The sequence below is a fragment of the Planktothrix sp. FACHB-1365 genome, from assembly GCF_014697575.1.
Taxonomy (GTDB): Bacteria; Cyanobacteriota; Cyanobacteriia; order Cyanobacteriales; family Microcoleaceae; genus Planktothrix.
This window is the reverse complement of record NZ_JACJSC010000008.1, coordinates 180,443-194,281: the sequence shown is the minus strand read 5'-3', so window position 1 is coordinate 194,281 and position 13,839 is coordinate 180,443. Positions and strand designations below refer to the sequence as shown.

Sequence of the window (13,839 nt, the reverse complement as noted above, 5' to 3'; positions counted from 1 at the left end):
GTAATAAAATAAAGTAGGGAGTTAGATGGCATTTTTATAAAAAAATTTTTTTTCTTAGTGATTTAGTCAATATTTAATACCATAAAATACTGTCTATGTCAATCTTCCATCATCAGTTTCACTCAATTTAACTTTAAAAATTTTTCCCTTCTTGATTTTTTCTTTATTATTAAGTTATCATAACCAGCCTAGAAGAACCAAATTTCTTCATGATCATTAGAAATAACATCATCAATCGCAAAAGATACATGAATATTATCACTATCTTTCGCCTTATAAATCAGCATCAAAGCGGGTTGAAAAAATATCGACCTGCGCTCAATAGCTTTCAAGGCTAAAAGGTCTCGCTCTTGCTTAACTCTCGCTTTGCTTGTTTTGTCAATCTGGCGAATAATTTTGTCTACATCTTTGAGTTTAAGATCGGAAATTTCTGGGGACTTTTTCGGAAAGGGATCAATTTCTATCATGTCTTGATTACGCAAGTCTTTTTGCTTAAGTAAACCTGACTCTAACCTTCCGTACCAGCGAGGATACCGTAAAAGTCCATCAAAATTGATATCAAATGTTCGCTCTTCTGGAACAATAATTTTAGCCTCGCGGAGTGTTCCTTCACCTTTTTTCGTCAACTTCCAAACCTGTATCTGAGAGCCATCAGGAGCGATGAGGTCTATATCCTCACTCATCCTTAAATTGATCATTGCATCCCTGACAATAGGCAATTCAAGGCCAAGAAATCCAGCAATATCTGTTTCAGAGGATAAACCAGCATTAATTGATTTCAAGACATATTCTTCTATCGGTGGAATTGGTTTATGCAGTTGAGTTAGAGCTTGAACAGTAATTTTATAAACAGGTAAACCGACTTGTTTACAACTCACTAAATCGAAGCCTGTACGATTATCGTAGCGACGCAGTTTTTCTGGAGTAAGATCGACATTTTCTAAAGTCATATTTATTTAACTAAATCTCTATTTCGGGTAATAGGTTCATTAATTTAGCAACTACTTCAATTAGGACTTCTGGAGGTATTTTACAAGCAAAATCTGCTTGCCTTGCTTGCCAATCAAAGGATTTAATTTGATCGGCTAAAACAACTCCTGATACTGCCAATCCTTCTGGAATTGCTACTTCAAAAGGATAACCTTTTACTCGGCTAGTAATTGGACAGACTAAAGCTAGTCCAACTCGGCGATTATATGTTGTTTTTGAGATAACAATAGCTGGACGGCGACCTGCCTGTTCTCTGCCGATTTGCGGAATAAAGTCAATCCAAATGATATCACCTTGACGGGGAATATACAACTGAGGATTATCAGAATTCATATATTATTATAACCCAATTTCACTATGAATGCTATCAGGTTTGATTGCTTCTAATAATTGCTTCAATTGACTCTCTCTTTGAATTAAACAAGGTAATTTAGCAGCAATAATTTCAATTGCTAAATATTCTATTGATTCTTCTTTTAGGTCAGCTAGTAAAGAGAGTTGCTCAAAAAGGGTTTCCGAAATTTCTAATGTTACTTTGTGGCTATTCATTGAACACCTACTTATTTCGTAATTTACCAGTTATCAAATGAGTAATATACAGACTATTTACCCGATAAAGGCTATACAAAAATTATAACCCAGGCTCGGTTAAAGCGCAATTTTCAGGGTGACATTCAATATACTCTAAAACTCGGTGTAACGGGTTATCGTCTGAGGTGCGACAGAAGTGGTGATCTCCGACGATAACTAAACCAACTTTACCTCTGGATAAAGCCACATTTAATCGTTCTGAATCGCGCAGAAAACCTACTTTACCTTGTCTGTTAGAACGAGTTACAGAATACAATGCAATATCAGCTTCGCGTCCTTGGAACGCATCTACTGTATTACACTCAACTGTTAATGCTTGCCAATTGTTTCCTTCTGAATTAAGGCTACGATTAAGTAATTTTAGCTGTGCTGCATACCCAGTCAAAACAGCCACACTATATTTTTTTTCGGCTTTTACTGCTGTCTGATTTAGCTGTTTGAGAAAGTCAACAATGACTTTCACTTCACAGGTATTGTTAAAGCTAGAATTGACAGACTGTTCACGAGAATTTTTAAGTTTTGTTGTTGTTAACCAAGTAACCGGTTGCGGTAGAATTTTAACAAGGTCTTTATCTATATCAGTCCTGGCACTTTTTAGCTGACCCTCATAAAAACATTCACTAACTAAATTGCCAATTGGTGCAACCATCCGATGTTGAATTGTTAACATCTTGTGACACCCATCTGGGAGTGTTCTCAGAAGTCGATCAAATAGGGTTTCTCGAATATCATCCTGAGTTAGTTCGTATTCCTCCAGAAAGGCGGAATTTCTGCTAACTTCATCTTTAAAGGGTGGCAGTTGTTTAGGGTCGCCAACCAATATCCAGCGATGCGATCGCGCCATTGGAACTAATACTTCTGTCGCCGTAGCTTTTGAAGCTTCATCAACAATACAAAGGTCAAATTCTATGTCTTGAATCTCTCTAGGAATGCCGATACAAGTCCCTGCCACTAATTGCGATCGCTTAATTAAAGGTATATTGAATTTGTCATTTCGACCGAACTTCTCAAACCATTCTGTTTGAATTTTTAGCAAGTTTTGGAGCATTTTTGAATCTGAATTATTTTGATCAATGAGTTGATTGATTTGCTCTTCTATCTCCTCAACCGATAATCTCAAAAGTTGATTGATACTACTTCCGGTTAATTCTTTTAACTGCTTGGCTTTTTCTTTCTGTTGCTGTCGCGCTTCTTTTAAATGCTGACGTAGGATGCTAATTTCCACTTCAATACTCTGACATTCCTCTAGCTTATCTTTGGGAATATTAGCCTCTAACAATGAATCTGGATTTTCTGTGTCGTAATTTATTGCTAGAATTTCATCTAAATCCTGTTTCCAGGCATTAACTTCTTCCCTGAAAGTTTCAATTTTTATTCCCAGATTTCTCATTTCTTGAAATAGTGTGGCTATTTCACTGTTATGCCCAGAAATACCTCGTTGTGCTGACCAATTATCAATAAATTCCTGTCCTTTAGCGATCGCAGACTCTCTCCACTGTTCCATCTGTTCTTCGAGTAAGAGGGAATGAACATTTTCTGATACCCTTTCATGGTTGCCAATTCGCAACAATTTCAAGTTAGGATCTTTCACTTTAATTCGTTCTAAGGCGTTATCTAGTGCAACATGAGTTTGTGAACTCAGCAAAATTCTAGTATCAGGTTTTTGATTAAGAATTTGCAGAACAACTTCTGTAATAAATGTTGTTTTTCCTGTTCCTGGTGGCCCTTGAACAATTAGAAAATCTTCTGTAGAAAGTGCAGCCTTAACAACTTCTTCCTGCGATTGATTCAGAGATTGAACAAACTGCACATCCATTTCTAAATCAGGAACACGAACTTCTTGGGGATTAACAAGTAATTGGCGAATGTCTGAACGTACTCCCCTGTCAAATCTAATCGCATCCAGGGCATTTTTTTGTCGATTTAGGGCAACTTTAGCAGCACGAGTATCAAAACGTAATTCTCCAGATTGTGGGAGTCTTTCTGATTCTCCATATTTAATATAAAGAGTCAATTTGTCACCGATAACTTGCTCAACATCTCCCCCCAAGATGCTAATTCCTTTGGGGTTTGTCACATGGCGTGGTTGTCCACCTAGATCATCTTCTGGAAGTTCTGATAATTCAAAAGTAACACGGTTTCCATCACGAGTAAAGCCTTTGTATTTAATCGGTTTCTCTCTATTTTTTTCCCAATCTGTTTTAGCTCTAAGAATATCCCACCAAACTTGAAATATTCGTTGCTTTTCTTTCTCATCTTCCTGTTCTTTTAAGTTATCTTCATGCTCTATAACTGCATCCTCTAAATCCCGAATTACATCTTCTGCTTCATATAAATTCCGTGGCTTTCCAAATCTGAACTCGTAGGGAAGAATCCAAGAACGTTCTCGACGTTGTTCTAATTGCGAGTAAGAAGTAGACCAAGCATTCAAAATAACTAGGTGCTGTCGTTGGTTTTGATCTATTTTTATATGATATCGATAGGAAATACCATAAATTTCGTAGTGATCTTCACGGGACGCAGCATCGTTGGCGTCGTCCTTAAATTTATAGGGACGAATTCCACAACCAGATTCATTATTGAGATCCTCAAGGATAAGATTCTTAATTTCAACTTCAGAAGAAATTTCAAGTTCATTCCTAAGTCGGTCTAAGCACTTTGGTATAAGCTCAATAAAGCAAGGACGTTTTTTAATTTCTCCTGTTTTTATCTTCCCTTGAATAGCATTAATTTCAGCTAACAATACCTCTGCATTACGCTGACGCTCTGTGGGGTCTAAGGAAACAGCACGCTCGATTACTTCTACGATTTCAGAGGGTGCATTAAACGCTTTTAGAGCGGTGGAAATATTATTATGATCTATAAGTTGAATATTAGTTAAACACTTCAAAACCAATACACCAAAACTGAAAACATCGCGGGTGTAGGTATAGGAACCATCATCAAATTCTGGCGGTGTGAATGTACGCGATACAAAGTCTTTAAGAGTAATGCTAGGTTGCAAATAGCTTTTAAGCTTAGATATGCCAAAATCAGCAAGTTTGAGTTTACCGTCACTTCCTACTAAAATATTGCTAGGTTTAATATCCCGGTGTATTATGCCTCGACTATGGGAAAATGCCAAAGCCTCCAACACGGGTAGTGCTACCACTTTCCAGAAAGAATCCCAACCCTCCGGGGGAGATTCTTTTAGAAGTGTTAGCAAATCCTTGTCCATCCACTCCAGAACTAGAAAATAGTTACCCGTAGTTTCATCCTTTCCACAATCAAGGAGCTCCACAATTCCAGGGTGTTTTAACTCTTGGAGAGCTAGGGTTTCACGTCTGAAAGATTCGGCTAGAATATCTGCTTCAATTTGCCCGCGATTGAATTCTTTTACCGCAACTAGCCGTTCTTCTTGATTGTAGTCTCTGGCGCGGTAGACATGAGCCATTCCACCCGATCGCGGGTTGGGGGATAAAGCATAGCGATCGTTGATGAAGCGAGGTGGCATAACTTAGTTATCTATAAGAAAACATCTATTTATTTATAACACAAATTACATTTTTAAGTCGTCAAGCCTTTCTACTGTTAATCATCCGAAATCCTCAAGGAAGCGGTGGTAGATTTAGGGTAAACCCTGAATTAATGCGTTGATCATGAAACCGTCTCAAAAACCTTGGCAAATTGCTTTTCTTCTCTATTTTCTGTTGTTATTGTTAATTGTAATTACAGCCAATGGGGGAAATTTACCTTATGATTTATTAGGGAAAATCCCTCATTATGATGTTTATGGACATTTTATTTTATATGGAATTGCATCGTTTTTAACTCATTTAGCCTTGGGAGGAAAAAAGATTGTAATTAATAAGATTTTTATTCCCCTGGGGCCGTTTTTATTTACCCTTATAACTATTGCTGAAGAAATCTCACAAATTTATTTACCCAATCGTACCTTCAGTATTATTGATTTGAGTGCAAGTTTAATCGGGATTATTCTATTTTATTATTTGGCAGAATTATGGATTTTTTATCATAAAACCAGACTGCGGAAATAAAATTGCTCTTGCTTATTTAACTCAATTGTGAGAAAATTCAAAACATCCCAAATGGGGAATTTAGTTTTTTTTAAATAGCATTATCCCTTAACCGCATGACCCATTCTAGCCCTATTAACAATATTCCTGAGTCTACTTGGAGTCGTCCCATTGGTTTAGGGTGGGAAAAACCTTATACCGTTCGCTACGCCAGTAATTTAGATGATGGCCCTTGGCACGGAATGCCGTTAGGGGGGTTGGGTGCAGGTTGTATTGGACGGTCTTCACGAGGAGATTTTAACCTCTGGCATTTGGACGGGGGAGAACATATTTTTAGAAATCTTCCCGCTTGTCAATTTAGTGTTTTTGAAGAAATCAACGGTCAAAAAAAAGCTTGTGCTTTATCAACAGAACCCCCAGAAGATGGAAGTTTAGCGGCGTGGAATTGGTATCCTAATCCTACAAATTATCCTGAACAAACGGGAATTTATCATGCGTTATATCCCCGCAGTTGGTTTGTTTATGAAAATGTCTTTTCTGCACAATTAACTTGTGAACAATTTTCTCCGGTTTGGGCTAAAAACTATCAAGAAAGTAGTTATCCCATTGCAATTTTTGAATGGATTGCTCACAACCCAACGGATGAACCGATTACCTTAAGTATTTTATTAACTTGGGAAAATACAATTGGATGGTTTACCAATAGTTTAGCCAGTCCTGAAGTGAAAGTTAGAGACGATGGTAGCCCAGTTTATGAATATCAACCTCGGTGGGGAAATAGTGACGGAAGTGTTAATCGATTAGTTGAAGATTTTCATCGCATTGGCTGTTTAATGACTCGTCTCAGCACTAATGAAGAAGTGCGAGAAGGGGAAGGACAAATGGCAATTGCCACCATTATAAACCCTGCGGTTGAAGTGTATTATCAAACCCGTTGGAACCCCACAGGAAGCGGAGAAGACATTTGGCACTGTTTTGCCGAAGATGGCACATTATTAGATCAAGAAAGTGAACATCCGGCTAAAGAAGGAGAGCGAATTGCCGTTGCTTTAGCGGTTAAATTTACAATTCGACCCGGAAAAACACGCAAAATTCCGTTTTATTTAGCCTGGGATTTACCCATTACTGAATTTGCATCAGGAATTAATTATTATCGTCGTTATACTGATTTTTTTGGTCGAAATGGTCACAATGCTTGGTCAATGATTCGCACGGCGATGAAGCATTCTGATACTTGGCGAGAACAGATTGAACTGTGGCAAAACCCAATTTTACAGCGTCAAGATTTACCCAATTGGTTTAAAATGGCACTCTTTAATGAGCTATATTTACTAACGGATGGAGGTGCGCTTTGGACTGCTGCTGATGAACGTGATCCTGTCGGTCAATTTGCAGTTTTAGAATGTTTAGATTATCGCTGGTATGAAAGTTTAGATGTGCGATTATATGGGTCATTTTCTTTATTAATGTTATGGCCGGAGTTAGAAAAATCGATATTAATTGCCTATTCCCGTGCAATTTCTCAAGGCGATAATACCCCACGAATTATTGGTTATAATCAAGCCTCTGCCATTCGGAAAGCCGTTGGTGCAACCCCCCATGATTTAGGCGCGCCGAACGAACATCCTTGGGAAAAAACCAATTATACCAGTTATCAAGATTGTAACCTTTGGAAGGATTTACCCTGTGATTTTGTGTTGCAAGTTTATCGGGATTTCCTATTAACGGGGGGAACAGATTACGAGTTTTTAAAAGATTGCTGGCCAGCGATGGTTGAAACCCTGGATTATCTAAAAACCTTTGATTTAGATCAAGATTCAATTCCCGAAAATAGTGGCGCACCGGATCAAACTTTTGATGATTGGAGATTACAGGGAATTAGTGCCTATTGTGGGGGGTTATGGTTAGCAGCATTAGAAGCGATGATTGCCATGGGGAAAGCACTAGAAAAGGAAACCGTTACCCCGTCTCCTAAAAGCGTTCTTCCGACCTATCAAGCTTGGTTAGAAACGGCTAAACCTTTGTATCACAAAACCCTTTGGAATGGTCAATATTATCGTTTGGATAGTGAGAGTGGTTCTGATGTGGTCATGGCTGATCAATTGTGTGGTCAATTTTATGCTAGATTATTAGAATTACCGGATATTGTTCCTACTGATTGTACAATTTCGGCTTTAAAAATGGTTTATGATTCCTGTTTTAAAAAGTTTCATAATGGGCAATTTGGTGCCGCCAATGGTGTTAGACCGACGGGAGAAGCAGTTAATCCTCAAGATACTCACCCCTTAGAAGTTTGGACAGGAATTAATTTTGGGTTGGCTGCGTTTTTCTTACAAATGGGAATGAAAGCTGAAGCGTTAGAATTAACGGAAGTTGTGGTTAAACAAATCTATGAAAATGGTTTACAATTTCGCACACCCGAAGCCATTACCGCCGTTGGCACATTTCGCGCCAGTCATTATTTAAGAGCGATGGCAATTTGGGCAATTTATTATCAATTAAGCGAGCTAAAAACTTCAGACAATACCTAATACAAGAAACCGGGTTTATAATCGTTATTTATCGGCTCAAACAAGATCTTTTGTTGATCAACCCGGTTTCTGGGCTAAAATATGATAGGTTAAAAAAGGTGTTTTGGCGATCGCAACTTGAAACAAAAACAACCTTCTAGTTACCGGGAATTAATTCCTTATATTCGCACCCAAGGACAAACAATTGCTAAAGCCTTGGTTTGTACCCTTGCCTTTACCGTATTTTGGCCGTTATTAGCCTGGTTAGCCGGACAAATGGCAGGTTATATTGGCGCCGGAAATGTCTCTGCTATCGCTCAATTAGCGGGAGTAGCGGCCGTTGTTTTCCTGGTGCGGGGAACGGTACAATATGGTCAGGATACCCTGATGGCAAAAGCTGCCTTAACGATTTCTCTGGAATTAAGAAAACAAGTTTATCGTCATTTACAACGGCTGAATATTGGCTATTTTGAAACTACAAAAACCGGGGATCTCGCCTATCGCCTCACGGAAGATATTGACCGTATTGGGGAAGTCATTAATAAATTTTTCCATCAATTTGTTCCTTGTATTTTACAGTTAATTGTAGTTTTGGGATATATGATTTATCTCAATTGGCAATTAACCCTCGCCACGTTAATTATTGCCCCGTTTATGGCGGTGTTAATTGGTTGGTTTGGCGAAAAATTATTAACCTTTACTCGCCATAGCCAAAACCGAGTTTCTAATTTAGCCGCGTTATTAACAGAAGTGTTTGGAGGAATTCGGTTAGTCCAAGCATTTGCGGCGGAAGAATATGAAATTAATCGCTTTAGTTTAGAAGCGGAACAAAATCGCAAAGCCAAATATTTAGCTGAACAAGTCAAAGCTTTACAATTTGTAGTGGTTGGCTTTTTAGAAGCCATGAGTGTGATTTTGTTATTCTTTTTAGGAGGATGGCAAATCTCCCAAGGAAATTTAACCGGAAGTGGGTTTATTAGTTATATTGCGGCGGTGGCGTTATTAATTGATCCCATCTCTTTAACTACGAGTAATTATAGTGATTTTAAACAAGGTCAAGCTTCTTGCGATCGCATTTTTGAACTGTTAGCCGTGCAGCCAACGGTTCTTGAAAAACCCGATGCTTTTATTTTACCCCATGTGACCGGAAAAGTCGAATATTATAACGTTAATTTTACTTATCCTAAAACGGATTTTTCTCAAAGTCAAGATAACAATCAACCAGTTTTACAGAATCTCAATTTATGTGTTAAACCAGGGGAAATGGTGGCTTTAGTGGGGCCGTCGGGAGCCGGAAAAACAACCTTAGTGAGTTTATTACCCCGATTTTATGATCGCCAGTCAGGAACTATTAAAATTGATGATATTGATATTCAAGATGTCACCTTAAAAAGTCTGCGGCGACAAATTGGGATTGTTCCCCAAGATATTACCTTATTTTCAGGAACCATTGCTCAAAATATTGCCTTTGGTCAAGCTTATTATGACTTAAAAGATGTGGAAGCCGCTGCAAAAATTGCCAATGCGGATTCGTTTATTATGCAGTTTCCCAATGGCTATCAAACCCTGGTTGGAGAACGGGGAGTGAATTTATCTGGGGGACAACGACAACGAATTGCCATTGCTAGGGCTGTTTTATTAAACCCTAGAATCTTAATTTTAGATGAAGCCACATCAGCCTTAGATTCGGAGTCAGAAGCGTTAGTTCAAGAAGCCTTAGAACGATTAATGCAGGATCGAACTGTTTTTATTATTGCTCATCGTTTAGCAACGGTTAGACGGGCTACTCGAATTTTAGTCTTAGAACAAGGTCAAATTGTGGAATCAGGAACCCATCAAGAACTATTAGAAAAAGGCGAACGTTATGCTTTATTTTATGCTCAACAATTTGAGTCATAAACCTTAAGTTTAAAAAGGATTAATTAAACCTCCTCTTATATCTTTTATATCATTATTTTAAAATTTTAGCCTCTTTAGGCTGGATTAAAAATACTTGAGGAGAACCATTCATGAGATTAGGATAAACTTCATGACGTAAAACCTCATATTTTTCTTTCATAACTTTCTGAATCATTTCTACATCGGTTTCGGGATACAAGACCAACCAATATCGAGAATGATTTTTCGGTAATGAATCTAATATTTTAGAGGCGAATTCTTCATTTAGTTTTTGAGGATAATCGATATGGGGATTAGCTAAAGATTGGAGTGGCAATGACCCTTGATAATAGCGGGGTAAAGCTAGATGGGGTTCCCATCCTAGAGCATAAAATCCAATCGCATCACCTGGTTTTTTCTCGGCTTCAATTAACGCTACAATTCCTTTCCAATCATCATGATATAAATGGGTATAATAATGGGTTAATCCTCCCGTTAGTGCGATTAAATAAACCACGGCAAGACCCCAAGCAATTAAACGATATTTTTGAAATATAGTTTGAAATCCCACCGTTATTAGAATTAAGTAATAGGGTGCAATAAAGGCTAAATATCGATCAACCATCAATGAACCGCTAATATAGGAGCCTGACAACAACATTAGAAAGGGGACAATAGCCCAAGTTGCAATCCACAATAATTTCGGTTGAGTTGATTTTCGTCTAACTTGTTTAATGACTTTGAGTAAAGCAAGGATTAGTAAAAAGACTAAAATTAGATTGTAAAAGACATAAAAATAATAAACCAATTTTTCCCATCCTAACCCTGTTAGATTCTGACTAGATTCATACCATGCTCGCACTACTTTTATGTTCCAAAAAGCAGTAAAGTTAATTAATTTACCGGGAATCAATAAAAGGTTTGGCTTGGGAGTTTTAGCAATCCAATCATTTAAAAAGTTGGGGATGGCTTTAATTAACGTATAGGCAAAAGGAAGCCAAATTAATCCCAGAACAATTAATCCTTGTCCTATCCTAATTAAAGTTTCTTTTTGATTTTTAAATCTCCAAATAATCAAAATTAAATCAGGAACGATTAATAACACATTAATGGGGGTTGCTAAAAGCGAAAATAATCGACCCATAATCCAGACAACGATTGATTGTTTGGTAGGCTTTTCTAAAGCATCGGTTAAAGCAACTGTTCCCAATAAAGAGAAAAATGTACTCATTGAATACATCCGAATTTCTTGAGCGTAACCGACAAAAAAAGGAGAAACAGCCATCATCAAAGCAGCCATTAAAGCTGTCCAACGATTCGCCACTTTTAAAGTGAGTAAATATACAAGAACAATCACACCCAAACTGAAGGGAACAGAAGATAATCTTAACCAACTATCACTTTCTCCAAACACCATCCAAAACCGCAGAAATAAAGAATAAAAAAGCCGAGGTTTAAGTTTTAAGCTTTCTGCATCTCGAATACTAGAATGTTCATCGGCCCAAATGCTTTCGGTGCCGATCTGATCAAGGCGTAATATTGTTCCTAATATTACAATTAAAATCAAAGGAACCCATTGTCGAAATGCTGGGGATTGTAATTGATGATAAACAAATCGGATTCGCGGCGTTTGCGGTTCAAATGTTGGCATTGTTTTAAGTCAATAGGTATAAAAAACGAAAGTAAGTAGGTAGGCTCTATAAAAACTCCCTATGTAAACGATTATAAATCGTTCTAACGCTCTCTAATGGCTGATCTAAGCCTCCTTTACATATTGTTACATGGACAAGTTTAATCCCGCCTACCTACTTATGTAAAGATCAATGAATCAGGAGAAGGAGTTTACTGAGGTCATCAATAAATTGTAATAAGTGAAAGCTGTTCTAAAATTGACCCATGAGGGCAGTCCTCATGCCACAGCAGATAGGGGTTAAAAAGCAGGAGGCCAAATGGGATTAAACCCTTCGCCAGATGATTCAATGTTTAATGCTCAAGTGCAAAAATTGCATCGACTTACGGTTTACACCCGATGGTTAGTCATTGGAATTTTGTGGATTACCGTAGCGCCTTTAAGTCTGTGGGCTTTGCGCGGAGAAATTGCCCTTTGGCAAAACCATTTTACTTGGTCTGCGGTTCGTTATGGTTTAGCTTATAATCGTTTTGCTGCTTTGGGGTTAGGGTTGTGTATGGGTATGACAACAGCAACGTTAGTCTGGCATAGTCGCAACATTTTATTCGGGGTTTCTCCCGCCTATCAACGCCGTTTAGAACAGCAAGTCTTTAAAATTCTGAAACAGGGGCCAACTCATCCCTTTTGGAAGTGGATTAGTTCAACCCAGGATGACTCGTAAAGGGAACAGGGAACAGGGAACAGGGAACAGTAAGCAATGAACGGTTTCCTGCTATCGTGAACCTCTAAATAGTTGATGTTTTATTCCCTAGCTCGGAGATTTTGAACTAACCAATTAAATTTAGCTTGCGCTAAAACTAAAAATTCTTTGGTCTGTTCACTAAATTCTTCAGGTTCTAGTACATCTATTTCATATTCTGTAAGATCATCATAACCTAAACGTCGAATTGTGCCTCGCATCCGACTGGCTAAACATAGGGATAAACCATGATAAAATCGGGCAGCAAATTTAGAATCATGGTGAAGTTTGCTATTGAGTTCAAAACGAGAAATGGCTAAAACTTGAGTGGTTTCTAACGCTTTAACCGTTGCTAAAGGTGGGCGACTATCAATAAAAGATACTTCTCCAACGACTTCCCCTGTGGTAATTTGGGCTAATTCTCGATCTTCTTTCGACCCTATCACCACCGTTAACAATCCACTCAATACAAAATAAAGGGCATTAATGGGGCGTCCTTCATAAATTAACCGTTCGCCGGGGGGCAGTTTTTCTATTTTTGCTTTATTGATAATCCAGCTGAGATCATCATCGCTGAGTCCGCCTAAAAGAAAAAGTGCTTTTTCTGTTTTGTGAGTCATTTTTTAATAATCGTCCTAGGAGTAATTAAGAAAAAAATTGTTGAATTTAACCTTGAGGATATAATTTTATCCGGTTACAAAATAGAAGAATAATAAACTCTAAAAAAACCGATAAATAAAATGTTATGAATGAGAGTTTATACGGTTCACAAATTCCATGAGATGTTCATGAAACTTAGGAGTTGCTTTCATGTAACAAGCATGACCGGCTTGTTCCAAAATCACAATTTGTACATTGGGCATGAATTGTTGAAGTAACTTTGCGTGATCCAATGGAACAATTCTATCATTACTTCCCCAAATCGCTAAGGTTGGCAGTGAAATTCCTTGTAAATGTTCTACCATCTGAGGGATACCCACGGGAGCAACAGCAACAAATCCCCCTAAGCGATCTGAATGTTGCACGATAAAGGGTAAGCTATAATTCCCACTCATGGAAGGAGAGACTAACACGCACCCTGATAAGTTCAGATGATCAATGATCTCTAATAAAAGCTCAACTCGATTTCCGCTCAAGGATTGAGATTTGCCATATCCAGGGAGATCCACAGCAATAGCATGATATTGGTTTTGACCCATCAATTCTAGGGTTCCAATCTCTTGCCAAGTCTCGGCTTTAAAACTAGCCCCATGAAGGAATAAAACCGATGGATTTTGAGAGTTTCCTACTTCTAAGAAATGAATTTTTGCTTCTTTAATTTGAATAAAATGTGATAAAACTTTAGTCATTTTTGCTCAAAAAGAGTTTGAATTTGGTTTAACTTGAAATTCAGTAGCTCTTCTATTATAATCAGAAAATGCAACTCAGCCTAAATTTTAATAAAATTGTTAAAAATGAGTTGTTTTTCCTTCTTGCTGTCTTAAC

At 37.8% G+C, this 13,839-nt stretch carries 11 protein-coding genes; 4 read left to right on the top strand and 7 right to left on the bottom strand.

Features of this window, described 5'->3' with window-relative positions; translation table 11 throughout:
• Positions 1-188: 188 nt before the first annotated feature.
• The 4 genes from H6G57_RS12505 to H6G57_RS12490 all read right to left on the bottom strand — a co-directional run bounded on the left by H6G57_RS12505 (position 189) and on the right by H6G57_RS12490 (position 5,074).
• A complete protein-coding gene (locus H6G57_RS12505; protein ID WP_242048959.1) occupies positions 189-950 on the bottom strand; it encodes a hypothetical protein in 762 nt (253 codons plus the stop codon).
• A gap of 10 nt (positions 951-960) precedes the next feature.
• Complete coding sequence (mazF, locus tag H6G57_RS12500; RefSeq protein ID WP_190519002.1) at positions 961-1,323, bottom strand: endoribonuclease MazF; 363 nt, start codon at positions 1,321-1,323, stop codon at positions 961-963.
• 6 nt (positions 1,324-1,329) lie between these two features.
• Entirely contained in the window at positions 1,330-1,539 is a 210-nt protein-coding gene (locus H6G57_RS12495; RefSeq protein WP_190519000.1) for a hypothetical protein, read from the bottom strand.
• 82 nt (positions 1,540-1,621) lie between these two features.
• On the bottom strand, positions 1,622-5,074 hold the full coding sequence (locus H6G57_RS12490) for a serine/threonine-protein kinase (RefSeq protein ID WP_190518999.1): 3,453 nt from the start codon (positions 5,072-5,074) through the stop codon (positions 1,622-1,624).
• A gap of 145 nt (positions 5,075-5,219) precedes the next feature.
• Between H6G57_RS12490 and H6G57_RS12485 the strand changes: the two genes are divergently transcribed.
• The 3 genes from H6G57_RS12485 to H6G57_RS12475 all read left to right on the top strand — a co-directional run bounded on the left by H6G57_RS12485 (position 5,220) and on the right by H6G57_RS12475 (position 10,006).
• Entirely contained in the window at positions 5,220-5,618 is a 399-nt protein-coding gene (locus tag H6G57_RS12485) for a VanZ family protein (RefSeq protein ID WP_190518997.1), read from the top strand.
• A gap of 95 nt (positions 5,619-5,713) precedes the next feature.
• On the top strand, positions 5,714-8,128 hold the full coding sequence (locus H6G57_RS12480; protein ID WP_190518995.1) for a GH116 family glycosyl hydrolase: 2,415 nt from the start codon (positions 5,714-5,716) through the stop codon (positions 8,126-8,128).
• 117 nt (positions 8,129-8,245) lie between these two features.
• Entirely contained in the window at positions 8,246-10,006 is a 1,761-nt protein-coding gene (locus H6G57_RS12475; RefSeq protein ID WP_190518993.1) for an ABC transporter ATP-binding protein, read from the top strand.
• A gap of 52 nt (positions 10,007-10,058) precedes the next feature.
• Here H6G57_RS12475 and H6G57_RS12470 read toward each other — a convergent pair whose 3' ends face one another.
• Entirely contained in the window at positions 10,059-11,636 is a 1,578-nt protein-coding gene (locus H6G57_RS12470; protein WP_190518991.1) for a glycosyltransferase family 39 protein, read from the bottom strand.
• A 298-nt stretch (positions 11,637-11,934) separates the two neighbouring features.
• On the opposite strand from H6G57_RS12470, the gene H6G57_RS12465 reads away from it, so the two are divergent.
• Positions 11,935-12,336 (top strand): hypothetical protein, encoded by a 402-nt coding sequence (locus H6G57_RS12465; RefSeq protein WP_190518989.1) that lies wholly within the window; start codon positions 11,935-11,937, stop codon positions 12,334-12,336.
• A gap of 80 nt (positions 12,337-12,416) precedes the next feature.
• Here the strand turns inward: H6G57_RS12465 and H6G57_RS12460 are convergent, their stop codons facing one another.
• Positions 12,417-12,974 carry a cyclic nucleotide-binding domain-containing protein gene (locus H6G57_RS12460; protein WP_190518987.1) on the bottom strand — a complete coding sequence of 186 codons (558 nt, stop codon included), beginning with the start codon at positions 12,972-12,974 and terminating at the stop codon, positions 12,417-12,419.
• Positions 12,975-13,097: 123 nt separating this feature from the next.
• Positions 13,098-13,703 carry an alpha/beta fold hydrolase gene (locus H6G57_RS12455; protein ID WP_190518985.1) on the bottom strand — a complete coding sequence of 202 codons (606 nt, stop codon included), beginning with the start codon at positions 13,701-13,703 and terminating at the stop codon, positions 13,098-13,100.
• Positions 13,704-13,839: the final 136 nt, after the last annotated feature.